At 65.5% G+C, this 25,257-nt stretch carries 22 protein-coding genes; 11 read left to right on the top strand and 11 right to left on the bottom strand.

Features of this window, described 5'->3' with window-relative positions:
• Positions 1 to 13 precede the first annotated feature (13 nt).
• Both OU995_RS22385 and OU995_RS22380 read right to left on the bottom strand, forming a co-directional pair.
• Positions 14 to 190 carry a hypothetical protein gene (locus OU995_RS22385; protein ID WP_267832349.1) on the bottom strand — a complete coding sequence of 59 codons (177 nt, stop codon included), beginning with the start codon at positions 188 to 190 and terminating at the stop codon, positions 14 to 16.
• 181 nt (positions 191 to 371) lie between these two features.
• Positions 372 to 1,412 (bottom strand): quinone-dependent dihydroorotate dehydrogenase, encoded by a 1,041-nt coding sequence (locus OU995_RS22380; RefSeq protein ID WP_267832348.1) that lies wholly within the window; start codon positions 1,410 to 1,412, stop codon positions 372 to 374.
• A gap of 164 nt (positions 1,413 to 1,576) precedes the next feature.
• Between OU995_RS22380 and OU995_RS22375 the strand changes: the two genes are divergently transcribed.
• Both OU995_RS22375 and rpiA read left to right on the top strand, forming a co-directional pair.
• Positions 1,577 to 2,719, top strand: coding sequence for a 3-deoxy-7-phosphoheptulonate synthase (locus OU995_RS22375; protein ID WP_267832346.1), 1,143 nt, complete (start codon positions 1,577 to 1,579; stop codon positions 2,717 to 2,719).
• 370 nt (positions 2,720 to 3,089) lie between these two features.
• Positions 3,090 to 3,749: a ribose-5-phosphate isomerase RpiA gene (gene rpiA, locus OU995_RS22370; protein ID WP_267832345.1), complete on the top strand. Its 660-nt coding sequence runs from the start codon at positions 3,090 to 3,092 to the stop codon at positions 3,747 to 3,749.
• Positions 3,750 to 3,900: 151 nt separating this feature from the next.
• Here the strand turns inward: rpiA and OU995_RS22365 are convergent, their stop codons facing one another.
• Positions 3,901 to 5,451 (bottom strand): methyl-accepting chemotaxis protein, encoded by a 1,551-nt coding sequence (locus tag OU995_RS22365; RefSeq protein WP_267832344.1) that lies wholly within the window; start codon positions 5,449 to 5,451, stop codon positions 3,901 to 3,903.
• A gap of 248 nt (positions 5,452 to 5,699) precedes the next feature.
• Between OU995_RS22365 and OU995_RS22360 the strand changes: the two genes are divergently transcribed.
• Complete coding sequence (locus tag OU995_RS22360; RefSeq protein WP_267832343.1) at positions 5,700 to 6,047, top strand: putative quinol monooxygenase; 348 nt, start codon at positions 5,700 to 5,702, stop codon at positions 6,045 to 6,047.
• A gap of 16 nt (positions 6,048 to 6,063) precedes the next feature.
• Here the strand turns inward: OU995_RS22360 and mnmC are convergent, their stop codons facing one another.
• Both mnmC and OU995_RS22350 read right to left on the bottom strand, forming a co-directional pair.
• On the bottom strand, positions 6,064 to 8,037 hold the full coding sequence (gene mnmC / locus OU995_RS22355; protein WP_267832342.1) for an FAD-dependent 5-carboxymethylaminomethyl-2-thiouridine(34) oxidoreductase MnmC: 1,974 nt from the start codon (positions 8,035 to 8,037) through the stop codon (positions 6,064 to 6,066).
• A gap of 322 nt (positions 8,038 to 8,359) precedes the next feature.
• Positions 8,360 to 9,985: a DEAD/DEAH box helicase gene (locus tag OU995_RS22350; RefSeq protein WP_267832341.1), complete on the bottom strand. Its 1,626-nt coding sequence runs from the start codon at positions 9,983 to 9,985 to the stop codon at positions 8,360 to 8,362.
• A 794-nt stretch (positions 9,986 to 10,779) separates the two neighbouring features.
• On the opposite strand from OU995_RS22350, the gene OU995_RS22345 reads away from it, so the two are divergent.
• A complete protein-coding gene (locus OU995_RS22345; RefSeq protein ID WP_267832340.1) occupies positions 10,780 to 11,487 on the top strand; it encodes a winged helix-turn-helix domain-containing protein in 708 nt (235 codons plus the stop codon).
• 294 nt (positions 11,488 to 11,781) lie between these two features.
• Positions 11,782 to 12,567 (top strand): EF-hand domain-containing protein, encoded by a 786-nt coding sequence (locus OU995_RS22340; RefSeq protein ID WP_267832339.1) that lies wholly within the window; start codon positions 11,782 to 11,784, stop codon positions 12,565 to 12,567.
• 69 nt (positions 12,568 to 12,636) lie between these two features.
• Here the strand turns inward: OU995_RS22340 and OU995_RS22335 are convergent, their stop codons facing one another.
• From OU995_RS22335 to OU995_RS22325, 3 genes are all read right to left on the bottom strand, one after another.
• Entirely contained in the window at positions 12,637 to 14,601 is a 1,965-nt protein-coding gene (locus OU995_RS22335; RefSeq protein ID WP_267832338.1) for a B12-binding domain-containing radical SAM protein, read from the bottom strand.
• A gap of 94 nt (positions 14,602 to 14,695) precedes the next feature.
• The gene (locus OU995_RS22330; RefSeq protein WP_420714751.1) at positions 14,696 to 15,070 is read right to left on the bottom strand and encodes an HU family DNA-binding protein; all 375 of its coding nucleotides are present in this window, start codon (positions 15,068 to 15,070) and stop codon (positions 14,696 to 14,698) included.
• A gap of 177 nt (positions 15,071 to 15,247) precedes the next feature.
• Positions 15,248 to 15,799, bottom strand: coding sequence for a LuxR C-terminal-related transcriptional regulator (locus OU995_RS22325; protein WP_267832336.1), 552 nt, complete (start codon positions 15,797 to 15,799; stop codon positions 15,248 to 15,250).
• Between the two features lie 112 nt (positions 15,800 to 15,911).
• On the opposite strand from OU995_RS22325, the gene OU995_RS22320 reads away from it, so the two are divergent.
• The 5 genes from OU995_RS22320 to OU995_RS22300 all read left to right on the top strand — a co-directional run bounded on the left by OU995_RS22320 (position 15,912) and on the right by OU995_RS22300 (position 21,749).
• The gene (locus OU995_RS22320; protein ID WP_267832335.1) at positions 15,912 to 16,613 is read left to right on the top strand and encodes a CoA transferase subunit A; all 702 of its coding nucleotides are present in this window, start codon (positions 15,912 to 15,914) and stop codon (positions 16,611 to 16,613) included.
• A gap of 10 nt (positions 16,614 to 16,623) precedes the next feature.
• Positions 16,624 to 17,262, top strand: a complete 639-nt coding sequence (locus OU995_RS22315; RefSeq protein WP_267832334.1) for a 3-oxoacid CoA-transferase subunit B — start codon at positions 16,624 to 16,626, stop codon at positions 17,260 to 17,262.
• Positions 17,263 to 17,627: 365 nt separating this feature from the next.
• Positions 17,628 to 19,382 carry a DUF1800 domain-containing protein gene (locus tag OU995_RS22310; protein WP_267832332.1) on the top strand — a complete coding sequence of 585 codons (1,755 nt, stop codon included), beginning with the start codon at positions 17,628 to 17,630 and terminating at the stop codon, positions 19,380 to 19,382.
• A 12-nt stretch (positions 19,383 to 19,394) separates the two neighbouring features.
• Positions 19,395 to 20,786, top strand: coding sequence for a DUF1501 domain-containing protein (locus tag OU995_RS22305; protein WP_267832331.1), 1,392 nt, complete (start codon positions 19,395 to 19,397; stop codon positions 20,784 to 20,786).
• Positions 20,787 to 21,134: 348 nt separating this feature from the next.
• The gene (locus OU995_RS22300) at positions 21,135 to 21,749 is read left to right on the top strand and encodes a helix-turn-helix transcriptional regulator (protein ID WP_267832329.1); all 615 of its coding nucleotides are present in this window, start codon (positions 21,135 to 21,137) and stop codon (positions 21,747 to 21,749) included.
• A 27-nt stretch (positions 21,750 to 21,776) separates the two neighbouring features.
• Here OU995_RS22300 and OU995_RS22295 read toward each other — a convergent pair whose 3' ends face one another.
• Positions 21,777 to 23,366: an alkaline phosphatase D family protein gene (locus tag OU995_RS22295; protein WP_267832328.1), complete on the bottom strand. Its 1,590-nt coding sequence runs from the start codon at positions 23,364 to 23,366 to the stop codon at positions 21,777 to 21,779.
• Between the two features lie 131 nt (positions 23,367 to 23,497).
• On the opposite strand from OU995_RS22295, the gene OU995_RS22290 reads away from it, so the two are divergent.
• Positions 23,498 to 24,112, top strand: coding sequence for a LysE family translocator (locus OU995_RS22290; RefSeq protein WP_267832327.1), 615 nt, complete (start codon positions 23,498 to 23,500; stop codon positions 24,110 to 24,112).
• 25 nt (positions 24,113 to 24,137) lie between these two features.
• Here the strand turns inward: OU995_RS22290 and OU995_RS22285 are convergent, their stop codons facing one another.
• Complete coding sequence (locus OU995_RS22285; RefSeq protein WP_267832326.1) at positions 24,138 to 24,638, bottom strand: disulfide bond formation protein B; 501 nt, start codon at positions 24,636 to 24,638, stop codon at positions 24,138 to 24,140.
• Entirely contained in the window at positions 24,638 to 25,120 is a 483-nt protein-coding gene (locus OU995_RS22280) for a RidA family protein (RefSeq protein WP_267832325.1), read from the bottom strand. The genes OU995_RS22285 and OU995_RS22280 overlap by 1 nt, the downstream gene beginning before the upstream one ends.
• Between the last annotated feature and the right edge of the window lie 137 nt (positions 25,121 to 25,257).

Here is a 25,257-nt window from a genome sequence, read left to right as displayed (position 1 = left end):
TTCGGCTGTGTGTTCAGCGGTCCCTGCGGGTGGGGTCCTCGGGCACGTCCGCTTCACCGGCTGTCACAAGGGGCCTGCGCGCTGCCGGTGAGCGCCCCAGCCGGTGACGCCCTTCCCGGGAATGGTCCAGCAGGGTCAGCCCGATCAGGCGGGCCACCACCGCCGCGAGGTACATCACGCCGGTGAACATTTCGAGCTGAGGGCGAGGTAATGGATCAGGCGCATGGCCCGAGTCTGACGGAGCCGCACCTTGCTCATCAGGGCTGGAATCAGCGTTGGGTTGCGGCGGCCGGACCTGGCGCCCGGGTGGGCCAATGCGGAACCGCCCGGGCCGACCCGGGTTGGTCACTTGGGCCGCTGGCTGAGACGTCTTACAGCCGCGCCATCGCCTTTGCGCATTCCGGCACCAGGGCCGGACCGCGATAGATCAGCCCGGTGTAGAGCTGCACCAGATCGGCGCCGGCCTGCAGCTTGGCCCGGGCATCTTCGCCGCTGAGCACACCGCCCACGCCGATGATGGGGAAGTCTCGGCCCAGCGCCGAGCGCAACAGCCGGATCACCCGATTGCTGGCTTCGAAGACCGGCGCCCCGGAGAGCCCCCCGGTTTCTTCCGCATGCGGCAGGCCCTTCACTGCATCACGCGAAATGGTGGTGTTGGTGGCAATCACGCCATCAATGCCGTGGCGGCGCAGGCTGGCGGCAATGACCGACACCTGCTCCTCGTCCAGATCGGGCGCGATCTTGACGAACAGCGGCACCGTGCGCCCGGTGCTGTCCTGCAGTTGCAGACGGCGGGTCTGCAGCGGGCCCAGCAGGGCGTCCAGCGCCTCGTCGCTCTGCAGTTGGCGCAGGTTCTTGGTGTTGGGGCTGGAAATGTTGACGGTGATGTAGTCCGCATGCGGGTACACCCCCTCCAGGCCGAGCAGATAGTCGTCGACGGCATGCTCGATGGGCGTCGCGGCATTCTTCCCGATGTTGAGCCCCAGCAGCCCTCCTGCAGCCCGGAAGCTGTAGGAGCGGTGGACGTTGCGCACAAAGCTGTCCAGCCCTTCATTGTTGAAGCCCAGGCGGTTGATCAGCGCCTGCTTCTGGGGAAGGCGGAACATGCGGGGCTTGTCATTGCCCGGCTGCGCCTTGGGCGTGACCGTGCCCACTTCGACAAACCCGAAACCCATGGCGCCCAGGCCGTCGATGCAGCGGCCGTTCTTGTCCAGCCCGGCAGCCAGGCCGATCCGGTTGGGGAAGCGCAGGCCGGCGACGGTGACCGGATCCTTGACACGGGTCTGGGCCCATGCGCATTGGGCCGGTGTGTTCTGGAGGCGGGCGATGGTGCCCAGCGTCACTTCGTGAGCATGTTCAGCATCAAGACCAAACAGGAAGGGGCGCGCAAGGGAATAGGGAATCAGGGACATGGCGGCATTTTAGGGCCCCGCGCCGGTGCCTCCTTTTCCCTTCAATTCCTGCGCTTGGAGGAGAGGGAGCCCCCTGCGGGAGGGAGGTCGGCCCCTCGATGGACGCTGGGCGCGGATAATCGGCGCAGTCACCGGCTCTGTTACCGGCCCCACCGCCCACCGCCATGAACACTCTTGACCATCCGCAGCAGGACCGCGAAGTCGGCAGCGCCGACGCCACCCGCGATTCCACCCGTACCGACGACACCCGCATTGGCGCCGTGCGTCCCCTCATCTCCCCGGCGCTTCTGCTGGATGAACTGCCCTTGCCGGAAGCTTCGCTCCGCATCGTGGAGTCCGCCCGTCAGGAGATCAGCGATGTGCTGCATGGCCGGGATGACCGGCTGCTGTGCGTGGTGGGTCCGTGCTCCATCCACGATCACGGCCAGGCGATGGACTATGCCCGCCTGCTGAAGGACTTGCGTTCGGAGCTTCAGAAAGATCTGCTCATCGTCATGCGGGTCTACTTCGAGAAGCCTCGCACCACGGTCGGCTGGAAGGGCTACATCAACGACCCGCATCTGGACGGCAGCTTCCACATGAACGAAGGTCTGCGTCTGGCGCGCCAACTGCTGCTGGACGTTACGGCGCTGGGCCTGCCGGCCGGCACCGAATTCCTGGACCTGCTCTCGCCCCAATACATCTCCGACCTGATCGCCTGGGGCGCCATCGGCGCGCGCACCACCGAAAGCCAGAGCCACCGCCAGCTCGCTTCTGGCCTGTCCTGTCCGGTGGGCTTCAAGAACGGTACCGACGGGTCGGTCAAGATCGCTGCGGACGCGGTGCTGGCGGCTCGCGCCAGCCATGCCTTCATGGGCATGACCAAGATGGGCATGGCCGCCATCTTCGAAACCCGCGGCAATGACGACTGCCACCTGATCCTGCGCGGTGGCAAGGCGCCCAATTACGACGCGGCCTCGGTGCAATCCGCCGCCGAGGCGCTGAAGGCCGCAGGCCTGCGGCAGGAGCTGATGATCGATTTCTCCCACGCCAACTCGTCCAAGAAGTTTGAGCGTCAAATCGATGTGGGGCGCGATGTGGCCGGCCAGATCGCTGGTGGTGATCGTCGTGTGGCAGGGGTGATGATCGAATCCCATCTGCAGCCGGGCCGCCAGGACCTGATGCCCGGCCAGACCAAGGCCGATCTGCTGCCCGGTGTGTCCATCACCGATGCCTGCCTGGGCTGGAGCCAGACCGAGCCGCTGCTGCGTGATCTCGCCACAGCGGTGCGGCAACGACGCGAGCAGCCCGTGCGCCCGCTGGCATAACCCGTCCGATGGACGCCTTGGACCTCAGCTCCCTGTCCTCCCTGGCGTCCCATCCCTGGGTCTACCCGGCATTGGAGACGGTCCATCTGATCGGGCTGTCCACCTTGTTCGGGAGCTTGCTGGTGTTTGAGTTGCGCATGCTTGGCTGGGGGCCACGGCTCGATGCGCTCAGTCGGCGCCCGTGCCAGTGCCTGGGCTCCTTGCTGCTGTGGGCTGTGGTCATCGTTTGTGGCCCTTGGATTGCGGCCCTTGGATTGCGGTCGTCTGAGTGGCTGGGCGTCCGGCTCAGCGAGCGGGACGCGATAATGGCGGGCTTGCTCTCCCCCCTCTTTCTCCTCACTTTCTTCCCCATTTCCGCACGAGTGCTCCCATGACCCAAGACGAATTGAAGACCCTGGTTGGCCAAGCCGCATTGCAGTACGTGACGCCGGACACCATCGTGGGCGTCGGGACCGGGTCCACCGTGGACAAGTTCATTGATGCCCTGGCCGCGAGTGGCGTCCGCATTGCCGGCGCGGTGTCCAGCTCGGTGCGCAGCACCGAGCGGATGAAGGCGCTGGGAATTCCGGTGCTGGAGGCTTCGGAGGTGCAGTCGCTGCAGGTGTACATCGACGGGGCCGATGAAATCGATCATCGCGGCCACATGGTCAAGGGCGGCGGTGCCGCGCTGACGCGCGAAAAGATCGTGGCCGACCTGGCCGAGCGTTTCATCTGCATTGCCGACGAGAGCAAGCTGGTCGACACGCTGGGCCGTTTCCCGCTGCCGGTGGAAGTCATTCCGATGGCGGCCGCGCAGATTGCCCGGCGCTTCGCTGCGATGGGAGGCCAAGCCACGCTGCGCGAGGGCTGCGTCACCGACAACAGCTGCCACATCCTGGATGTGCGGGGCCTGGGCATCACCGACCCCGCAGCGTTTGAGGCCGAAGTCACCCAATGGCCGGGCGTGGTGACGGTGGGGGTGTTTGCCCGCAACAAAGCGTCGGTCTGCCTGCTGGGCACGTCGACCGGTGTGAAGACCCTGACGTTCTGAAGGGTCAGAAGCGCCAGAAGCGCCAGAAGCTCCAAAAGCTCCAAAAGCGCCAAAAGCGCCAGAAGCCGCAGCAGCAACCCGCACCAAAAAACAAGGGGCCCTCGGCCCCTTGTTTCATATCGAAGGCGCAGATCGCTGCGCCAAGCCGTGCTCAGCGCAGCCGGAACACCGAGATCGCGCTGGCAAGCCGCTGAGATTGCTCCTTCAGGCTTTCTGCAGCAGCGGCGGATTCCTCCACCAGCGCGGCGTTCTGCTGCGTCATCTGGTCCAGATGGCCCACAGCCGCATTGACCTGGTTGATCCCGTCGCTCTGCTCGCGAGCCGCAGCGCTGATCTCGCCAATGATGTCTGCCACGCGTTGAACGCTCGCCACGATGTCGGTCATGGTGCCGCCTGCGTCCGCCACCAGACGGGAACCGTTTTCCACCCTGTCCACGCTGGCGCCAATCAGCGACTTGATCTCCTTGGCGGCTTCCGCACTCCGCTGCGCCAGGGAGCGCACCTCGCTGGCCACCACGGCGAAGCCACGGCCCTGTTCACCGGCCCGTGCCGCTTCCACGGCCGCATTCAGCGCTAGGATGTTGGTCTGGAAGGCAATGCCGTCGATCACACCGATGATGTCGGCAATCTTGCGAGAGCTCTCCGAGATGGCGCCCATGGTGGCCACCATCTCTCCCATCACCGCACCGCCGCGTTGCGCGGTCTCCGCTGCCGAGCTGGACAACTGATTGGCCGTCATGGCGCTGTCGGCCGTCTGGCGCACCGTGCCGGTGAGCTGCGTCATCGACGCCGCCACCTGCTGCAGGTTGGAAGCGGTTTGCTCGGTGCGAGCGCTCAGGTCATGGTTGCCGGTGGCAATTTCGGCGCTGGCCGTGCCGATGTTCTCTGCAGAGCTGCGCACGTCGCCGATCAACTTCAGCAATTGCTCCTGCATGCCGCTCAAGGACCCCAGCAACTGGCCGGTTTCATCGGCACCGCCGCGCGGCACTGGACGGCTCAGGTCGAAATGGGCGATGGCGTCGGCCACGCCTGCGGCACCGCGCAGCGGCCGGGTGATGGAACGGGTCAGCGTCACGGCAAACCACACGCCCAGCGCCAGCGCGATCAACGAGAACACCAGCAGGTTGGTGCGGGCATTCGAATTGGAGCTGTCCACTTTCTTGGCCGCATCGTCCAGGGAACTGCGCTGGTTCTGCACGATCGCCTGGATGCCCTCCTGGAACTTCGTCGCCGCAGGCTGGAACTGCTGATCAAAGATCTGGCGAGCCTTGTCCGCTTCACCGGCCTTCTTGGCCGCCATCACCGCGTCGCGGGTGCTGAGATAGGCTTTGCGCGCTTCACCGAGCTTCTCGAACAGCACGCGCTCGTCTGGCGTCTTCATGTAGCCGTCCAGCTTCTTCTGCAGTTCACCCGCCTGTTTGGTCGATTCGGCAACGCTGGCAGCGAAGAACTCGGTCAGGCTGGTGTCCGAGCTGATGGCAATGGCGGTGGTGCGGTTCACGCCGTTGGTGATGTTGCGGAACCAGTCGCTGGCGGCGCGCTCAGCCATCAGGTCATCATTGAACATCCTGCTGGTGTCTTCCGCCACACGCTTCAGCGCCACATAGCTCAAGCCCGAGCCCACGAAAGAAATCAATAGCACCAAGCCCAGCACCAGACCCAGGCGCTGGCCGATGGAGCGGCCTGCAATGGAAGTGATCACGTTTTTTTGCTCCCTTTTTTGAGGCGAAATGAGGTCCAGTGCCCCGAAGCGGGGCATCTTCGGGCCTTATCGGCTGGACGTGGGAAGACTTGAGTCAACAATTCCACGAATCGGCCCGCGGCGAGGCCCTGGGCCGGTGTCAGTCAAGCGGTCGTGCGACAGGCGCGCAATGTGAGGCCCTCGGTGACGACGGGGTCGCTGTGTTTCAGGCAGCATCGGTCGGAGTGTTTCGCATCCCCGGAGTCTTTATGTCCGACACATCCGCCGCACCGTATCTGCAGGTCATCGCCTACTACCACGCCAAGCCGGGCCATGGCGACCAGGTCAGTGAACTGCTGGGTCAGCTCACGGCCGCGACCCGTCAGGAGCCCGCCAATCTCTCCTACGACTACTACCGTTCGCCCCAGGACCCGGACCGCTTCGTGATTCTGGAGCAGTACACCGATGCTGCGGGGTTGGACGCCCACCGCGCTTCGGAGCATTTCCAGCGCTTGGGTTTTGGCACCATCATTCCGTTGCTGGTGTCGCGCACGGTCAGCAGCGCTCTGGTGTCTCCGACACAGCCGGGGCAGCCGGCGTGGGCCGTGGCGTCGTGAAGGCCACCTCAGGTGCTCAGCACAAGCGCCGCTGCAACTTCGCGCCGAAGCGCGCCGGGTCCAGGATGTCCACCAGATCCGATTCCAACGGCAGCGGTTCCCCGGTGATCTGAGCCGCCAGCAGATCGCCGCACAGGGTGGCCCAGGTGATGCCCCGGGACGCCAGCCCTCCGCAGATCAGAAGCCCCGGATGTCGCGGCCAGAAACGCGCCTGCTCGGCCCGTTGGGTGGGGACGGCGCTGGGCAACACACCGACGATGGGGAGCCGGTCCGGCACCAGGCTGCGCCATCCGACACGCCCTTGCAATGGAAGCAGGCCGCCGTCGGCTGCATCGGAAGGCGTGTGGTCGGCCAGCCGCAAGCGGGGCAGCAACTGACCCAGCCGCTGCAGGTTCTGGACCTGATCCGCCATGCGTAGCGCCGGCTCTGCATCGCCGGCATCGGCGCTGGCACCAAAACAGAGGCGGCCGTCCGGCAGCGCCAGGGCATAACCCACACCAGCCACCGGCCTTGTGGGCAGCGCTGAAGCCGCACCCGCAGCCGCCACACTGAGCTGCCCACGTTGGGATAGCCAGGGCCAGGCGGGGCCCGCCAGCCAAGGCGCACTCAAACGATCGTTGGCCGTGCCCGCCGCGAGCACCACCGCATCCGCTTCGGCCAGCACGCGCCCTTGTGCATCACACGCTTGCCAGCGGGGGGCGGGGCCTGCGTCGATTCGACGCAAGCAAGCCACGGCAGCGTCCGTGCGTGGCGCCACACCGGCTTCCGCCAGCCAGGCCGCAATCAGCGCTGCGGGCGAAACCGCACCACCGCCCGGAAAAAACCAGGCGGGCTGCGCCAGCGGCAGCCCGGCGTGCCGGCTTGCTTCGTCGGCGGTCAGGGCCTGTACATAGTCGGTCGGCAGCCCGGTGGCAGCCAGCAGCCGCTGCATCGGCGCCAGACGGGCATCCGTCAGCTCGTCCCGTTCCACCCGCAGCAGCCCCCATTGCAGCCAGGGCAGGGACGGCGCCAGCCGGCGCAGTTCCCGCTCGGTCGCCAGCGCGGCCGTTCGGTTGAATCGGGCATGGGGACCGTCATCGCCATGCAAGGTGCCATGAAACAGCCCGCCGGGATTGCCGGAGGCCTGCCCGGCCGGCGCTGACCCGGCCTCCAGCACCGTGCAGGAGAGGCCTCGACGCCGCAGCGCACGCGCGCATGCAGCCCCAGCCAGCCCCGCACCCACCACCAGCACTTCACGCGCCCCGGCGGCAGCGGCAATGCGCCCCGGGGCTGGTGACGGCCGAAAACGCGGCTCGAAAAAGGCGCTGGTCATTTCACGGCGGCGTGCAAAACCCGGCACACGCTCCACCCGGAAGCCGACCGCTGCCAGCCCTTCATGCAAACGCCGGGCCAGGCACCAGGTGGCCGCCGTTGCCCCTGGCGCGGACAGGCGATTCAACTGTTTGAACACCTCCGGCTCCCACATCTGCGGGTTCTTGGAAGGCGCGAAGCCGTCGAGATAAAAGGCATCCACCTGGGCCACCAACGCGGGCAACCACGCCAGCACATCACCCAGGGCCAGCAGCAGCCGGACCCGACCGCCCTCGAAATCCAGGGTGTGCAGATTGGGGCTCAGCACGGGCCACTCGGCCAGCAGCGCCTGGGCCAACTCGGGCTCCGGCGACTGGGCATGGGCCCGCGCCAGGTCCTCCCGTCGTAGCGGGTGCTTGTCGATGCTGATGAAGATGAGGTGGTCGCAGTGCGCGGGGTCGGCGCGCCACGCCGCCCAGGTGGCGAGGAAGTTGTGGCCGAGGCCGAAGCCGGTCTCCAGCACCACGAAGCGGGTGCGCCCTGACCAGCGGCCAGGCAGCCCATTGCCTCCAAGAAAGACGTGGTTCGCCTGGCCGATGGCGCCAGAGGGCGTGTGGTAGTAGTCGCCGTAGGTCGGCGAGAAAGGGGTGCTGGCGTCGGAAAAATCAACAACAGCCGGGAGGATGGGCGCGGTCTTCATGGCTTACGGCCGCGAGTATGCCGTGAGCGGGAGCGGTGTTGCAGCCGGAACGCCTGGCGGTGGGCGAGGGCTGTTGAAGGGCGGACGAGGAATGACGAATGACGAATGGCGGATGACGGATGACGGATGACGGATGACGGATGCCGTCCTGGAAATAAAAAAGCGACCCCGGGGGATCGCTTCTTGCTATGGCAGGCCTTCAGTGCGCGCGTGCTGACGGCGGGCCGATGGCACGTCTCGCGCGGTGGCGCACCGCCATCCGCATCTGGGCCGGAGCGAGGCAGCCAGGGCTGGCCTCGGCTCCCACCCTGCGAGGGGGCGCTCAGTTCTGTGACTTGGGGCGGGTCAGTGCGGCGCCGGAAGAGCGGCCGCCGTTGCCGGAGGCGCCCGACGGACGACGATCACCTTGACGCGGCTGCCCTTGGCCCTGCCCTTGACGAGCTTGGCCCTGGCCCTGGCCTTGACGAGCCTGGCCTTGAGGCGCACCGGCACGGCCCGACGGTGCACCACCGCCGCTGCCCGCAGGGCGTCCGCCACCCTGGCCGCCACGACCTTGGCCCTGGCTTTGACCTTGCCCCGAACGGCTGGCGCCATGGCTGGCGCCCGGACGTCCCTGGCCACCGGTGGCACCGGCACGGCTGCTATCCCGTCCACCTTCGCGCCCACCTTCGCGCCCACCGTCACGTCCTCCACCGCCACGGCGCTGGCCACCGCCACCGCTGGGGCGCGGCGAACCGCCGGACTTGCCCAGGCCGCCGTTGAGCACCATGCGGCCCATCACGATCGGCTCCGGCTTGGCATTCGGGTCCGGCTCGAAGCCAGGCACCACCTCGCGGGGGATCTCGCGCTTGATCAGCTTCTGGATGTCGCGCAGGAAGCCTTCCTCGTCGATACACACCAGAGAGAGGGCCTCGCCCTGCGCGCCGGCACGGCCGGTACGGCCGATACGGTGCACGTAGTCTTCCGACACATTGGGCAACTCGTAGTTCACCACGTGGGGCAGCTGGTCGATGTCGATCCCGCGCGCAGCGATGTCGGTCGCCACCAGCACCTGCAGGTCGCCGCTCTTGAACTCGGCCAGCGCCTTGGTCCGCGCACCCTGGCTCTTGTTGCCGTGGATGGCCATGGCGGTGATGCCCTGCTTGTCCAGGAACTCGGCCAGGCGATTGGCGCCATGCTTCATGCGCGTGAACACCAGCACCTGATGCCAGTCATGCTGACGGATCAGATGGGCCAGCAGTTCCTTCTTTTTGTCGCGGTCCACCGGGTGGATCTTCTGCGCGATGGTGTCGGCCGTTGCATTGCGGCGCGCCACTTCGATCAGGCCCGGCTTGTCCAGCAGACGGTCGGCCAGTGCCTTGATCTCGTCGCTGAAGGTGGCCGAGAACAGCAGGCTCTGCTTCTTCTGCGGCAGCAGGGCCAGCACCTTCTTGATGTCGTGGATGAAGCCCATGTCCAGCATGCGGTCGGCTTCGTCCAGCACCAGAATCTCGACATGAGACAGGTCCAGCGTGCCTTGCTGCGCATGGTCCAGCAGGCGGCCCGGGGTGGCCACCAGAATGTCCACGCCCTTGCGCAGCTTGTCGATTTGCGGCTGCATACCGACACCCCCGAACATCACCATGCTGGTGAGCGGCAGGTACTTGCCGTAGGTGCGCACGCTTTCTTCGACCTGGGCGGCGAGTTCACGGGTGGGTGTGAGCACCAGGGCCCGCACGGCCACGCGGCCGCGAGCGTCGCGCACCGGCTTGCCGGTCGAGAGGCGCTGCAGCAAGGGCAGGGTGAAACCGGCTGTCTTGCCGGTGCCGGTCTGGGCGCCGGCCATCAGGTCGCCACCGCTGAGAACAGCGGGAATGGCTTGGCTCTGGATAGGGGTAGGAGAGGAGTATCCAACTTCGGCAATGGCGCGAAGCAGGGGCTGGGAGAGTCCCAGTGCATCAAAACTCATAGGCTGCTTTGTTGTGGTGCCCACGCTGGGCATGTGCAGCACACCGTCCCGTGAGGAGGTGCCAGTCTTCGGCTGCTGTGGAGATCGCTGTGAAGAGAGGTCAGGGCATCTGGCGCCAAAGGGGGCTGGCAGGCCTTGAACAAGCACTCAAAACATCAGGCTGCGGCAAGACTGTGGCCGTAGCGTTGAGGGTGATTGTAGCCGAGCAGAACCTCCCATCCTGGGGAGGGGCGCGGATCTCCCAGCGCATTGCCTCTGCGCATCGTCCTTGGACGAGAAACGAAGTCCCATTCGGGCACAGATCCAGGGCAGCAGCGCATAACAATGGACGAATTGCGCAGGCGATGAAAGGGGTGGAAGTGGGCGCGGAAGTGGGCGCGGAAATAGGCGTGAGAAGAGGAGTGGAATAGGGAGAGGGATAGGGAGTGGAATAGGGATTGGGAGTGGAATAGGGATTGGGAGTGGGATTGGGATAGGGAGTGGAATAGACGAGAGAACGGGCGTGGAAAAAAGGAGTGGAAGAAAGGCGTGGAAAAATGGAGTGGGCGAAACGCCTGGCCCTTGGCAACACGAAGTGAAAGCTGGAAAGCGCAAAAGGGCGAAAAATGCTTAAGAGAATCTGCCAATCGCCCGAAATAATGGTTCAGTGGTGCTTGATTTTGTCTGCATACGCGGTCATGTATCACTCTCGTAAAGCGAGGGTAAAAAGCACTGTGAGAACGGCCTAGTTCCGCCTCCAAAAACAATTCTGTCGGCATAGTCTTGGCGCAGTAACCACTTGTGCCCAGCCGACAATGAGTTCTCTATTCCCCGATCCCGCCACCGGCACACATCTGCTGCTGTTGGACCCGGACAGCCACGCCCGGTTGCGTTGTGCCGCGTTGTTGCGGGCCTGGGGGTACCGCGTGACGGACAGCAGCGAACCCGCCTTGCTGGACCGCATCCCCTTGCTGCCGGTGGACCTGTGCCTGCTGGACCCCAGTGATGCACGCGAGGCTGGCTGGTCGGCACTGGGCCGCCTGCGTCAGCGGTCCCGGCTGCCGGTGATCGTGCTGCTCCAGCACGACAGCACGCTGGAGCGCGTGCTGGCGCTGGAGCGCGGCGCCGATGCGGTGGTCCCCAAGGATGGCGAGCCGCGAGAACTGCAGGCCCGCATCAAGTCGCTGCTGCGCCCGCGTGAAGGGGATCCGGCCGAGGTCCTGATGTTCGGCCGCTTCCGGCTGGAACCGATGACACGCCGGCTCTCCGGCCCCGGGGGCTTCTGTGTGGTGCTGTCCCAGAGCGAATACAAGCTGCTGCGGGCCTTTCTGGAGCGGCCGCACAGCGTGTTGCAGCGCCAGGAACTGCTTCACCTGGCGCGTGGCGACGGCGTGACGGCGTTGGAGCGCAGTGTGGATTTGATGGTCTCGCGCCTGCGTCAGAAGCTCAATGACGACCCGAGTTCGCCGCTGATCCGCACCGTGCGGGGCGTTGGCTACCTGTTTGATCCGCCGCTGCGCTGAGCGGTCGAGTCCACGCGGTCGCCCTGACCCAGCGGTGATCGCGCCTCCATCCGCCTGATGGATTCCCCTGATGGATTCTCCTGACTGCACCAGCACGAGGCGGTCAGGTTGTCATTCGCCCGAATGCAAGTGGCCTGACGTCTTGGCGCAGTGATTGTGTCAAGCCTGACAAGAAGTGCCTACAAAGCCGCCATTCATACCGGAGTAACCCTGTCCGATACAGGGATTGGAGGCGGTGGGTGCTGACACCGGTTGGTGCCCGAGTCCCTCCAGTTCACTGAAAGGAGCATCAAGATGAATGTGCTTTCATCGACGGGCAGCAGCTGGAGTGCTACGCGTATCAGCCAGCATCTCAAGGTCAACGGCGCTTCCGTGACCGAGAGTGCCACGCTCACGCTGAGCAGCGAATCCACCACCGAAACGACGGATGAGTCGGAGGCGCCCGAAGGGCCGCCCCCGGGCCCGCCGCCAGGGCCTCCGCCCGAGCTCATGATGTTCATGAGCACCCAGCAGTTTGCCGCCAGCAGCTCAGACGGCAGCGATGACGACAGCGATGACGATGACGACGACAGCTCGACCGTCAGCAGTACGACGTCGACGTCCCAGGCGCTGATCGATGCGCTCGACACCAACCAGGACGGTACGGTCAGCGCCGAAGAGTTGCAGGCTTTGCAGCAGGCGCTCTCCAGTGAGCAGCCCCCGCCCAACGGCCCCCCGGGTGCGGATCAAGACCCGATTGCTTCGCTGGACTCCGATGGTGATGGCAGCGTGAGTGCCGATGAATTCGGTCTCAGCGATGCCACCGACGAGGTCAAGCAATTGTTCTCCGCCATCGACACCGATGGGGACGGCAGCCTGAGCAGCGCCGAGCAGTCCGCGTTCAAGGAGAAGATGCAGGACGCGATGGAGGCCGACCGGGCGTCCGGACAGCGTCCGCCACCACCGCCGCCCAAGGACGACGATTCCTCCAGCAGCACCAAGACCGAGGCCATGCTGCAGCGCCTGGCCGAGGGTTATCTGTCGCTGATGAACAGTCAAGAGTCCGACAGCAGCGGCTCATCGCTGTCGGTGGTGGCCTGATCGGCGGTGGCCGGATCTACGGACTGCCGTTGATGTCGCCATGAGGGGGAGGGTGGTTGCCGTCCCGCCTCAGCCGTTCAAGGCCTGCCCGATGAAATCGCGCGGCACCTTCGGCTTGGGCACCCGCACGCTGAACCAGCGGCGCACATCCTGCTCCAGCCCGATGCCATGCATGAAGTTGTAGAGCGCCTTCTTCAGCGCCTCGCCCATCGCGTCGTGGTCGGTCCCGGTGGGATCAACAAACCCCACATCGTTCTTGGCGAACGGCGACGGCGGCAAGGGCAGCAGTTCCACCCCGAAGGCCTCGGGGTTCTTGCCCACCGGTGAATGCACCGTGCAGGCGAAGCGGTGGAAGAAGCCGCTCTGGATGCAGCCGTTTTCAAACAACTGGCGCACATATTCCAGCGCATCCACCGTGTCTTGCACGGTCTGCGTCGGGAACCCATACATCAGATAGGCATGCACCAGGATGCCGGATTCGGTGAAGGCCCGTGTCACCCGCGCCACCTGCTCCACCGACACCCCCTTCTGCATCAGCTTGAGCAGCCGGTCCGACGCCACTTCCAGCCCACCGCTGATGGCGATGCAGCCGCTGTCGGCCAGCAACTGGCACAGCTCCGGCGTGAAGGTCTTTTCAAAGCGCACATTGCCCCACCAGCTGATGGAGACACCGCGGTCGATCAGTTCCTGCGCCAGTGCGCGCAGCACTTTGGGGGGCGCGGCCTCATCCACGAAATGGAAACCGGTCTGGCCGGTCTCGCGCACGATGGCTTCAATCCGGTCGACCAGGGTCTTGGCGGACGCGGCTTCATACCGCGAGATGTAGTCCAGCGTGATGTCGCAGAAGCTGCACTTCTTCCAATAACAGCCATGGGCCACGGTCAGCTTGTTCCAGCGGCCGTCGCTCCACAGCCGGTTCATCGGATTGAGCATGTCCAGCAGCGACAGATAGCTGCCCAGCGGCAGCCCCTCCCAGGTGGGCGTGCCCACGTCCTCGAAGGGCACGTCCGGCTCGGCAAAGTTGATGTATCGCACGACCTGGCTGCCCGGACGGGCGCCCATCCCGGCAGCGCCATCCCCGCCATCCCCCGCCGCCTCCGTCTCCGCACGCCGGACGAAGGTCCGCACCAGGCGCTGCGGCCCGCGCTGGCCGGCCAGATGCTCCAGCAGCGCCAGCAACGGGCGCTCACCGGCGTCCAGGGTGACGTAATCAACGTAATCGAACAGTCGCGTCTCGGTCAGCTCGCGCAGCTCGGTATTCACAAAACCACCGCCCAGCACCACCGGCACGCCGGGGCGTACGCGCTTGATCGTCTGGCCGATGCGCAAGGCCGCATACACGGCGCCGGGGAAGGGCACCGACAGCAGCACCACATCCGGCTGTTCCGCTTCCAGCGCTTCCAGCGTCAGTTGCTCCAGCATCTGGTCCACCAGATTCGGGGCGGCCTGCAGGGCCTCCTGCAAGGGGTCGAAGGTCGGCTGGCTGGTGGCCAACTGCTCGGCATAACGAACGAATTCAAACCGGGCGTCAATCGACTCCCGCAGCACATCCGCGAGATCATTCAGATACAGCGTCGCCAGATGACGGGCCCGGTCCTGCAGCCCCAGCGCACCAAAGGCCCAGGCGAGCGGGTCTTCCCCTTCTTCCGAGACATACACGTCCAGCGACTGGAACCGGGCGCCCTCCGGCAGGAATCCGCGCGTGTTGATGCGGTGGGCCAGCGTGGTGTCTCGCCCCTGCAGAAACGCCATGGTGGCTGAAATCGTGGAAAAGTACCGGTCGAACTCCTGCACGAAATGGGTGGAGGCCAGTCCGCGGTCCGGTGCGGGGATGGCCTGCACCGCCGCCAGGATCTGCTTCAGCCCTTCGCGAGAGAACAGCCGAAGCACCAGCCCCAGCGCCAGATCCCGCTGCGTGGCGTGCTGGCCGCGCGAGCGCAAAAAGCCGGTGAGGTAGGCGGTGGAGGGGTAGGGCGTGTTGAGCTGCGTCATCGGCGGGATGAGCGACAGCACGCGAAGCGACGAGGCGGACATGCAGCAACTGTAGAAGCAAAAAAACAAACCCGGCCGAAGCCGGGTTTGTGGGAAGACCTCAAAGGGTCTTCAGCAGAGGAGGGCTGCCGAGAAATTACTTCTTGGCGGCCTTCTTGGCTGCGGGCTTGGCGGCCGGCTTCGCTGCAGGCTTGGCGGCAGCCTTGCGGGCAGCAGCCTTCGGGTCCACGGCGGCCTTGAAGCCAGCGCCCGGGGTGAACTTGGGCAGCTTGGCGGCGGCGATCTTGATCTTGTCGCCGGTGCTGGGGTTCACGCCGGTGCGGGCGGCACGAGCGTGCTGCTTGAAGGAGCCGAAGCCCGGGATGGACACTTGGCCACCCTTCTTCACCGTAGTGACCACGGCGTCCAGCAGCGTTTCCAGGATGCGGCCAGCTTCGGCCTTGGTCAGTTCGTGCTTGGAAGCCAGGTGTTCGATCAGTTCGGTCTTGTTCATTCGATTGGACTCTTGCAAGTTAAGCCCGGCGTGTCACCGGACGCCGCGTATTGTGCAAGAGAATTCACCTCTGCACCTGCGGGTTGCCCCGCAAACGCACGATGAAATCGCACATCCGGGGCCAGGTCTTGTGGAAACCCCGTGTTGATCGGGGTTGGCGGGCATCTGTCAACGTTTGAAACCGTGCCGCGCGCGCTACACCAGCAGCCGGTGCACGAGGTCTGGCGTGCTGGCAGCACCATACTTTTTCATCAAACGGGCCCGGTAGACGTCCACCGTCCGGGGGCTGACGCCCAGCTTGCGGCCGATGAGCTTGCTGGTCAATCCCTCGATCAGCAACGCCGCAATTTCCCGCTCGCGCGGGGTCAGCTCGGCCTTGAGCTGGCGGCGGGCGGACAGATCTTCAAAGCTCCAGATGCCGCTGGCATGGGGGCGGGCCGGGTCCAGGGCGCGGCCAGAGACATGGCACCAGAACAATTCGCCGGCACGCGGGCCGGCCACCCGCTTCATCACCCGCTCGTCGGCGTAATAGCCGTTGGCATCCAGGCTGGCAATGATGCGTTCGCCGGTGCGCTCGAATTCCACCGGGCTGGGGTAGAGCAGGGCAAAACTGTGCCCGATCAGTTGATCCCGCTCGGCACCGAAGATGGTCAGCAATTGTTGGTTGCAGTCCTGAATCAGGCGGTTTTCGGAGATCACCAGGCCGATCGGGGCCTGGTCAAATGCGGTTCGGTAATCCAGCGGCATGCGTCAGGTCTGCGGCAAGGCGACGGTGGGGAGCTTAGTCAATTCTACGTAGCCGCTACTTAAGCGCTTACGTAGTACGCTTTTCAGCGGTGGACCCAATAGGAGACAAGTGATGAACAAGCTGTATCCCAGCGCTGCGCAGGCGCTGGAAGGCATCGTCCGGGACGGGCAACTGATGGCCGTGGGCGGTTTTGGGCTGTGCGGCATTCCGGAGGCCCTGATCCAGGCGCTGCGCGACAGCGGCGTGAAGGACCTGACCGTCATTTCCAACAATGCCGGCGTGGACGGCTTCGGCCTGGGCCAGTTGCTGGAAACCCGCCAGATCCGCAAGATGATCTCCAGCTATGTCGGCGAGAACAAGGAGTTCGAACGCCAATACCTGGCCGGAGAACTGGAACTGGAATTCACCCCGCAAGGCACGCTGGCGGAAAAGCTGCGCGCGGGTGGCGCCGGCATCCCGGCTTTCTTCACCCGGACCGGTGTGGGAACGCTGGTGGCCGAGGGCAAGGAAATCCGTGAATTCGACGGCCATGCCTACGTGATGGAGCGTGCGCTCAATCCGGACGTGGCCCTGGTCAAGGCGCAGGTGGCCGACAAGAGCGGCAACCTGATCTTCCGGCGCACCGCGCGCAACTTCAACCCGGCCTGCGCCATGGCGGGCAAGTTGACGGTGGTGGAGGTGGAGCAGGTGGTGAACGTGGGTGACCTGGACCCGGACGCCATCCACCTGCCCGGCATCTATGTGCACCGCATCGTGCACAACCCCCATCCGGAAAAGCGCATCGAGAAGCGCACCATTCGCCCCGCCGCCTGAGGAGACCCCTATGCCCTGGACCCAAGACCAGATGGCGGCTCGCGCCGCCGAAGAACTGCAAGACGGTTTTTATGTGAATCTCGGCATCGGCATTCCCACGCTGGTGGCCAACTTCGTGCCGGCGGACAAGGAAGTCTGGCTGCAAAGCGAAAACGGCATGCTGGGCATCGGCCCGTTCCCGACCGAGGACGAGGTGGACGCCGACCTCATCAATGCCGGCAAGCAGACGGTGACCACCATCCCCGGCAGCTCGATCTTCGGCAGCCATGACAGCTTTGCCATGATCCGCGGCGGCAAGATCAATCTGTCCATCCTTGGCGCCATGCAGGTGAGCGAGCGGGGTGACCTGGCCAACTGGATGATCCCCGGCAAGATGGTCAAGGGCATGGGCGGCGCCATGGACCTGGTGGCCGGCGTGCCACGAGTGATCGTGCTGATGGAGCATGTGGCCCGCAAGAAGGACGGCACCGAAGACCTCAAGATCATCCCCGCCTGCACGCTGCCGTTGACGGGCGTGGGCGTGGTGAACCGCATCATCACTGACCTGGGTGTCATCGACGTCACGCCTGAAGGGCTGAAGCTGGTGGAACTGGCCCCTGACGTCACCCGCGAGTTCGTGCAGAGCAAGACCGGCGTTCCGCTGCGCTGAGCGCTCCAGCGGGAAGCACATCGGGCCTCAGCGTTTGAATCGATGCTGGGGCCTTTTTTCTTTGCTGATTGGCTGCTGTTCGCTGCTGTGCTGCCTTCCTGCTTTCCGCCCGGTTACCGCTCGACAGAAAGTGCTTGTAACTTGTGAAATGCGGTGATTCGAAAGCCTTGCGGCTCGGGGGGGGCGACGCGAAAAATGAGGGGGAGTCGGTGTGTGCCCCGGTAGCTTTGAGGCCGGGTTTCTCGCAGTGAAGAAATCACATATTTCCGGTTTGTTTCCGCCCGATTCACCTGTTATACAAATAGCGCTGCGAAACACGCGCAGTCCCGACACCATGCGGCATCCACAAAAGCCCATGTGTCGCGATGCTCACCACTGAAACCCCCGGCGCTCTGGCGCACGACCTGGACGAAGACTTCAGCAGCGGCCCGTCCCCCGTGGCGACGCAGGCGGTTTCCATGGCCGCTTCGGCCTCGGGTGAAACCTTCCTGCAACCCGGCAGCCTGACCGCCGCTGCGGCTGCAGCCGCGCTCCTGGCCGCCTGTGGCGGTGGCAGCGAATCCGACTCGGGCGACACCCCCAACACCGTTCCCCAAAGTGCCAAACCCGACACCGACGAGGATGCGGCTCGCTTCCTGGGACAGGCCGGTTTCTCGGCCAGCGACGCCGACGTCAGCACGCTGAAGTCCAAGGGCTACAGCGCCTGGCTGGACCAGCAGTTCAGCGCGGCCCGCACCACCAGCCACACCGACTGGCTGACCACCAAGGGTTACGGCGCGGAGAGCTACAAGTACAGCCTCAGCGGCATGGACGCGACGCTCTGGCGCAAGCTCATCAGCTCGCCGGACCAACTGCGCCAGCGTGTGGTGCTGGCCCTGTCGGAAATCTTCGTGGTGTCGATGAACGGCATCCCGGTGGCCTGGCCCCAGTTCGCCACCGCCGGTTATGTGGACATGCTGGAAGCCAAATGCTTTGGCACCTTCCGCGACCTGCTGGAAGGCGTGACCCTCTCGCCGGCCATGGGCGTCTACCTGGCCATGCGCGGCAACCGCAAGGAAGATCCCAAAACCGGCCGTCAGCCGGATGAGAACTATGCGCGCGAGGTGATGCAGCTGTTCACCATCGGCTTGAACCAGCTCAATGCGGACGGCACCGCCAAGACCAGCGGCGGCAAGACCGTTGACACCTACACCATGGACCAGATCACCGCGCTGGCCCGCGTCTTCACTGGGTGGGATTTCGACACCACCAATGCCAACGGTACCGACTTCAGCTACATGAACCGGCCGATGGTGCACACGGCCTCGCGCTTCTCCACCGGTGCCAAGCAGGTGCTGGACGTGACCATCCCGGAATCGGCGGACGGCCCCACCGCCATGAAGACGGCGCTGGACACCCTGGTGGCGCATCCCAACGTCGGCCCGTTCATCGGCCGTCAGCTGATCCAGCGCCTGGTGGCCTCCAACCCCAGCCCCGCATACGTGCAGCGCGTGGCCGCCGTGTTCGACAACAACGGCAAGGGCGAGCGTGGTGACATGCGCGCCGTGATCCGCGCCATCCTGCTGGACAACGAAGCCCGGACCGTCTCCACCGCGCCCAGCGGCGGCAAGCTGCGTGAACCGGTGCAGCGCATGATCCAGTGGATGCGTACCGTGGGCTTCACCTCCCCGGGTGACCTTTGGGCCATCGGCGACTGCAGCAACCCCTCCAGCCGGCTGGGCCAGAGCCCGCTGCGCAGCGGCTCGGTGTTCAACTTCTTCCGGCCCGGGTATGTGCCGCCCAACTCGCAACTGGGCACCAACAACGTGACCGCGCCCGAATTCCAGCTGTGCAACGAAAGCACGGTGGCCGGTTACCTGAACTTCATGCAGAGCCTGGTCAACGGCGGCATTGGCGATATGAAGCCGGACTACACCGCCGACCTGGCCCTGGCCGCCGATGCGGCCAGCCTGGTCCAGCGCCAGGCCACGCTGCTGGGCGGGGTGTCGGAGGCCTCCCTGACCACCATCACCACCGCCGTGGGCACGATTGCCGCCACCAACGATGCGGGCAAGCTCAATCGCGTCAAGGCCGGCTGGCTGCTGCTGCTGGCCTCTCCTGACTACCAGATCCAGAAATAAGCGGAGCTCCCCATGGCCCACGTGTCCCGCCTGGCGTCGCTGAAGCGCCGCGAATTCCTCAAGCATGCCTCCGCGCTGTCGGTGGCCGGTACTGCCGCGCCCTGGGCGCTGCAACTGGCGGCCATCAACGAAGCGGCCGCCGCCACCGCCTCTGGCGACTACAAAGCGCTGGTCTGCCTCTTCATGTACGGGGGCAATGATTACGGCAACACGCTGGTGCCGTATGACGCCGCCAGCCATGCCGCATATGCCACCATCCGGCAGACCCTGGCCACGCCGCGCGATCAGCTGGCCGCCACCGCGCTGACGCCCTCGGTGGCTCTGCCGGACGGCCGTCAGATGGCGCTGGCTCCGACGCTCTCGGCCGTCAAGCCGGTGTTTGATGCCGGCCGCCTGGCGGTGATGCTCAACATCGGCACCCTGATGCAGCCGACCACGCTGGCGCAGTACAAGGCGCAGAGTGTGCCGCTGCCGCCCAAGCTGTTCTCGCACAACGATCAGCAAAGCCTCTGGCAGTCGTCCAAGCCCGAAGGCGCCATCTCCGGCTGGGGGGGGCGGCTGGGTGACCGCTTCCTGTCGGGCAACGGCAATGCCACCTTCACCTGCATCAATGTCTCCGGCAATGCGGTGTTCATGTCGGGGGGGCAGGCGGTGCAATACCAGATGGGCAGCAGCGGCGCCGTGGCCATCAATGGTGTGACCCGCAGCCTGTTCGGGTCGCAGGCCTGCAGCGAAGCGCTGCGCACGCTGGTGACCGGCGAACGCACACACTGGATGGAAACCGAGCTCAACCGGGTGACGTCCCGCTCCATCAATGCGCAGGCCACCGTCAGCTCTGCGCTGTCCAGCGTGAATCTGACCACCCCGTTCGACACCACCTCGTCGCTGGCGTCGCAGCTCAGCATGGTGGCCAAGCTGATCGCGGCCCGGTCTGCACTGGGGGTCGCTCGCCAGGTGTTTTTTGTGTCCTTGGGCGGCTTCGACCTGCATGATGTGCTGGTGGACCAGCATCCCAAGCTGCTGCAGCAGGTGGGTAATGCCATGGCCAGCTTTGACGCGGCGCTGCAGGAACTGGGCGTGGCCAACAACGTGACCACCTTCACCGCCTCGGACTTCGGCCGCACGCTCACCTCCAACGGTGACGGCTCCGACCACGGCTGGGGCAGCCACCATCTGGTGATGGGCGGTGCGGTCAAGGGCGGGCGTTTCTATGGCCAACTGCCTTCGGTCAGCGTCAACGGCCCAGACGATGTGGGGCAGGGCCGCCTGCTGCCGACCACGGCGGTGGACCAACTGGCTGCCACTTTGGCGCTTTGGATGGGTGTCAGCGCCTCGGACCTGCCGTCCGTCCTGCCGGGCATTGGCAACTTCAGCCAGCCCGACCTGGGGTTCATGGCGGCTTGATCCCGCGCCGCTGGGGCCTGAAGGGCTCAGAACGCGCGGAATAGGCGGAATTGGTGGAATTGGTGGAATTGGCGGAATTGGCGGAATTGGCGGAATTGGTGCGTATTTTCGGCGCTCACGTGAAAGTTCTCCCGAACCCGACATCCACTTGTCCCTTAGCCAGGGGGGCGCCTCCCCCAAAAACATTGCTACGCATTTTGTCCGCCATCTTCTAACATCCTGACGTTGCTCTGCTATTCGCACAGGAAGTTAGAAGATGCGCAAGCCGAGCCGCGTTCCACAGCCCGATCACCGGAGGCAACGATGGATGGAATGCTGGGGAGGTCCCAGGACTTGGATTGGTGGTCCGTGTACCGCGGGCCGGAGCGTCGGCGTGGCCAGGAAAAGTGGTGGCGCAGCGCGTTGGATGCCATTGACCTGGGCGTTTGCCTGGTCGGCCACGGCGGTCGGCTGGTGTATGCCAACTGCACAGCCCGGGAGCAATTGGGTCCGGAAGCACCGGTGCAGGTGGTGGAAGGCCTGCTGACAGCGGTCCAGCGGCCGGACCAGCAGCGCCTGGAGCAGGCACTGCAAGATGCGCAGCAACGCAGCCTGCGCCATCTGATCTGCCTGGGCCGGGGCGCACAGCGCTTGTCCCTGTCGGTGCTGCCGATGGTGGATGGGCAGCAGACCCACGCCCTGCTGGTGCTGGGCAAACGCAACCTGTGTGGTGAGCTGCCGATGTTGGCCTTCGCCCGGGAGCATCAGCTCACGGCGGCGGAGCAGGGCGTTTTGCAGGCGCTGTGTGAAGGCCTGCAGCCCCAGGAAATCGCGCAGCGCCACGGCGTGGCCATTTCCACGGTGCGCACCCAGATTGCGAGTGTGCGGGCCAAAACCGCCACCGAAAGCATCCGTGAACTGGTGGCCATGGTCGCGCAGCTGCCGCCGATGCAGGGCGTGCTGCGTGCCATGGAATACCGTTGATGGCGGCCGGCGGCGGCTGAAGACCGCTCAGGCGCGGCGTGCTTCCAGCGTCTTGCTGTAGAGCGAGGCGCCGGTCAGATCCTTCAGCGTGACGGTGAGCGCGCGCGTCTTGGCGTCGATGTCCACCTGGCCGAAGAACTGAAGACCGTCCGACGGGGGCGAGTTGGCTTCCTTGGGGGCCTTTTCATAGATCACCTGCATGCCGAAGGTGGCATCGGCCTTGTTGGGGCCGAAACCGCCCGCATGCAGCGGCCCGGAGACGAATTCCCAGAAAGGCAGGAAGTCGTTGAACTGGGCACGGCCCGGATCGAAGAAGTGGGCGGCTGTGTAGTGCACATCGGCGGTCAGCCACACGACGTTGTGCAGCCCCAGTTGCTTGATGCCCTGGAGAAGGCGGGCGATCTCGAGTTCGCGGCCACGCGGGGCGCCGTTGTCGCCGTTGGCAATCGCCTCCCACTTGTCGCGGCCCTGGGTGTCCTTGCCGTCGCTCACCTGCAGGCCGATCGGCATGTCCGCCGCAATCACCTTCCACACCGCCTTGGAGCGGCGCAGACCGTCCAGCAGCCAGTCCACCTGGGTGGTGCCCATGAAGGCGCTGGTGGCGTTTTCTTCGGTCTCCAGGTTGGCGCCGTTGGGGCCGCGATAGCTGCGCATGTCCAGCACAAACACGTCGAGCAGCGGGCCCTGGGGCAGATGGCGGTAGATGCGCTCCACCTCGGCGTCACCAAAGCGCCGCATCGGGGCGTATTCCATGAAGGCCCGGGTGCCCCGTGCCCCCAGCAGGGGCACATGCTTCTCGGTGTAGCGGGAGTCGCCGGTGAGGTCCTTTCTGTCCGAATAGTTGTTGGTCACCTCGTGGTCGTCCCACTGCCAAATCTGCGGCACCTCGGCGGACATGCGGCGCACATGCGTGTCCATCAGGTTGTAGCGATACCGGCCCCGGTATTCGTCCAGGGTCTCGGCCACCTTGCTGACCTCTTCAGTGAGCACGTTCTTCCAGATGCTGCCGTTGGCCAGCTTCACTTCGGCGGCAATCGGGCTGTCGGCGTAGATGGTGTCGCCGCTGTGCAGGAAGAAGTCGGGGCTCAGCCGACGGATCTGCTCATAGATGCCGATGCCGTCCCATTCCGGATTGATGCCCCAGCCCTGGCCCATGGTGTCGCCGCTCCAGCAGAAGCGCACGTCGCGCAAGGGCGAACGGCCAGCGGCGCCGGGCAGGCGCAGGTGGCCCTCCAGCGGTTCGGACATCACCCGCTCGTTGTGCAGGTCCTGCAGCAGGACGCGGTAGAAGATCTCCTGGCCGGGCGGCAGTTGGTGCAGGTCCACACGGCCGGTGAAATCGGTGTCCTGCAGCAGAAATGGACCTCGCACCCGCTGGGCATGGGCAAAGCTGGCCGTGGTGGACCATTCCAGCCACATCCGCGAGGGGCGGTCGGCGCGGGTCCAGACGATCGCGGCATCCGCCAGCGGGTCGCCACTCTGCACGCCATGCGGCATCTGCGGGCGCATGCTGTCGCGGGTGATGATCGCCGGCGCCTGGGCGCGCACGCCGTGCGGCAGGATCAGCGAAGCGCCTCCGAGCAGGGCGCTGGCATTGAGGAAGCGGCGGCGGTCCATGGCTCACTCCAGGGGACAAAGGCGCTCATGCTGGCGCGCCCCGGTGACAGGCCCATGACCGGCCCTGGCCCGGGTCGCATCGGCTGCGCGACGGGCGCGCAGGGCCTGCCGTGCTGGCTATCATCCCGCTCATGCTGACGCTTGAACAATTTCTGGGCTTCCTGGCCGCTGCACTGCTCATCACCGCCTCCCCGGGGCCGGACAACCTGATGGTGCTGAGCATGGGGCTGTCCAAGGGACGCCGGCATGGCATGGCCTTCGGGCTCGGCTGCGCGCTGGGGTGCCTGAGCCACACCGTGCTGGCAGTGCTTGGCGTGAGTGCGCTGGTGGCGGCGTCTCCCGTCGCCTTCACGGTGCTGAAGGTCTGCGGGGGGCTCTACCTCATCTGGATGGGCATCCGGGCCCTGTGCAGCTCCGGTGCGGTGCGGCTGGAGAGTGCGCCGCCGGAGGAATCCCTGCGGCGCTTGTTCTTCAAAGGGGTGTTCGCCAATGCGATCAACCCCAAGGTGGTGCTGTTCTTTCTGTCGTTCCTGCCGCAGTTCGTCGTGGCGGGCGGCGGGGATGAGAGCTTGCAGATGGCGCAGCTCGGGCTGCTGTTCACCGCGCAGGCGGCGCTGCTGTTTGGGCTGCTGGGGTATTTTTCCGGCGCCATCGGCCGCTGGATCAGCCGTCGCCCGAAGGCCGGCCTGTGGCTGGACCGGCTGGCGGGGACGGTGTTTGTGGGGCTGGGGCTGAAGTCACGCTGACGCGCACAGCCACCCGCCCCGAACGTCACCCGTGCAGCCGGGGACGGCGCTTGAGCGTGAGCAGGGCGCCCAGCGCGATCAGCGTGAACAGCAGGCCGCTCCAGATGTCGTACGGCTGACCCAGCAGGGTGTAGGCCGACGCTTCGCTGCAGGAGGCGGTGACCATGAAGACGCTGGGCCAGCGGGATTCCAGCTCCAGCGCGGTCAGTACCTTGTCCGCAAAGGTCATGTCACAGCTGGCCAGCTTGGCCGCCACTTCATGCTGATAACCGGCGGCCACCAGCCCGGCGATGCCCAGGGCGGCCACCAGCAGCAGCGCGACCACCCGCGCGGCCTTGACGCGCTGCAGGCACCAGCCCAGCACGCTCACCACCGCAATCAGAATGAAGATGCCCCGTTGCATCACGCACCAGGGGCAGGGCTTGATGTCGAACTGATACTGAGCGACCAACGCAGCCGCCAGGGCGGCCAGCGAGGCCAGGGCAGTGACGGCCAGCACCCGCGGGGGGGTGAGGAGCAGCCGCATCAGCTCTGCACCTCGGCAATCAGCTCGATCTCCACACAAGCGCCGGTGGGGATCTGGGCCACGCCGAAGGCGCTGCGTGCATGGGCGCCGACGTCGGGGCCGAACACTTCCACAAACAGTTCGGAAGCGCCGTTGGTCACCAGGTGGTGCTCGGTGAAATCAGCGGTGCTGTTGACCAGGCTCATCAGCTTGACGATGCGTGTGACCTTGCCCAGGTCGCCGACGGCGGCCTGCAGCGTGCCCATCAGGTCGATGGCGATGGCACGTGCGGCGGCCTTGCCGGTGGCGGTGTCGGTGTCCTTGCCCAACTGGCCGACCCAGGTTTTGCCGTCTTTCTTGGCAATATGGCCGGACAGGAACACCAGATTGCCGGTGCGTACGAAGGGCACATAGGCGGCGGCCGGCACGGCAACCGGTGGCAGGGTGATGCCCAGCTGTTGCAGGCGGTCGTAGACGGCGGAGGTGGGGGCAGAGCTGCTCATGAAAGGAGGGGGATTGATCCTGAACGGGTCGAATCCTACACCTCGGGGCCCAGCGTTGCCCGGGACGAACGGAGACGCCCGACCCGGCCCGGAAGGCTCAAGGCGTAGCAAATCGTTCATCAGGGCACGAGGATTGC

This window comes from Roseateles sp. SL47 (assembly GCF_026625885.1).
GTDB lineage: Bacteria > Pseudomonadota > Gammaproteobacteria > Burkholderiales > Burkholderiaceae_C > Roseateles.
The sequence above is the reverse complement of the archived record's forward strand: the minus strand, read 5'-3'. Positions and strand labels throughout refer to the sequence as shown.

What these genes read in the sequence shown, in the direction of transcription:
- OU995_RS22285 (WP_267832326.1), bottom strand. Translation starts at nt 24,638, where the DNA reads ATGCGGCTGCTCCTCACCCCCCCGCGGGTGCTGGCCGTCACTGCCCTG.
- OU995_RS22385 (WP_267832349.1), bottom strand. Translation starts at nt 190, where the DNA reads ATGTTCACCGGCGTGATGTACCTCGCGGCGGTGGTGGCCCGCCTGATC.
- OU995_RS22345 (WP_267832340.1), top strand. Translation starts at nt 10,780, where the DNA reads ATGAGTTCTCTATTCCCCGATCCCGCCACCGGCACACATCTGCTGCTG.
- OU995_RS22340 (WP_267832339.1), top strand. Translation starts at nt 11,782, where the DNA reads ATGAATGTGCTTTCATCGACGGGCAGCAGCTGGAGTGCTACGCGTATC.
- OU995_RS22350 (WP_267832341.1), bottom strand. Translation starts at nt 9,985, where the DNA reads ATGAGTTTTGATGCACTGGGACTCTCCCAGCCCCTGCTTCGCGCCATT.
- OU995_RS22325 (WP_267832336.1), bottom strand. Translation starts at nt 15,799, where the DNA reads ATGCCGCTGGATTACCGAACCGCATTTGACCAGGCCCCGATCGGCCTG.
- OU995_RS22315 (WP_267832334.1), top strand. Translation starts at nt 16,624, where the DNA reads ATGCCCTGGACCCAAGACCAGATGGCGGCTCGCGCCGCCGAAGAACTG.
- OU995_RS22295 (WP_267832328.1), bottom strand. Translation starts at nt 23,366, where the DNA reads ATGGACCGCCGCCGCTTCCTCAATGCCAGCGCCCTGCTCGGAGGCGCT.
- OU995_RS22310 (WP_267832332.1), top strand. Translation starts at nt 17,628, where the DNA reads ATGCTCACCACTGAAACCCCCGGCGCTCTGGCGCACGACCTGGACGAA.
- OU995_RS22280 (WP_267832325.1), bottom strand. Translation starts at nt 25,120, where the DNA reads ATGAGCAGCTCTGCCCCCACCTCCGCCGTCTACGACCGCCTGCAACAG.
- OU995_RS22320 (WP_267832335.1), top strand. Translation starts at nt 15,912, where the DNA reads ATGAACAAGCTGTATCCCAGCGCTGCGCAGGCGCTGGAAGGCATCGTC.
- OU995_RS22335 (WP_267832338.1), bottom strand. Translation starts at nt 14,601, where the DNA reads ATGTCCGCCTCGTCGCTTCGCGTGCTGTCGCTCATCCCGCCGATGACG.
- rpiA (WP_267832345.1), top strand. Translation starts at nt 3,090, where the DNA reads ATGACCCAAGACGAATTGAAGACCCTGGTTGGCCAAGCCGCATTGCAG.
- mnmC (WP_267832342.1), bottom strand. Translation starts at nt 8,037, where the DNA reads ATGAAGACCGCGCCCATCCTCCCGGCTGTTGTTGATTTTTCCGACGCC.
- OU995_RS22380 (WP_267832348.1), bottom strand. Translation starts at nt 1,412, where the DNA reads ATGTCCCTGATTCCCTATTCCCTTGCGCGCCCCTTCCTGTTTGGTCTT.
- OU995_RS22290 (WP_267832327.1), top strand. Translation starts at nt 23,498, where the DNA reads ATGCTGACGCTTGAACAATTTCTGGGCTTCCTGGCCGCTGCACTGCTC.
- OU995_RS22360 (WP_267832343.1), top strand. Translation starts at nt 5,700, where the DNA reads ATGTCCGACACATCCGCCGCACCGTATCTGCAGGTCATCGCCTACTAC.
- OU995_RS22305 (WP_267832331.1), top strand. Translation starts at nt 19,395, where the DNA reads ATGGCCCACGTGTCCCGCCTGGCGTCGCTGAAGCGCCGCGAATTCCTC.
- OU995_RS22375 (WP_267832346.1), top strand. Translation starts at nt 1,577, where the DNA reads ATGAACACTCTTGACCATCCGCAGCAGGACCGCGAAGTCGGCAGCGCC.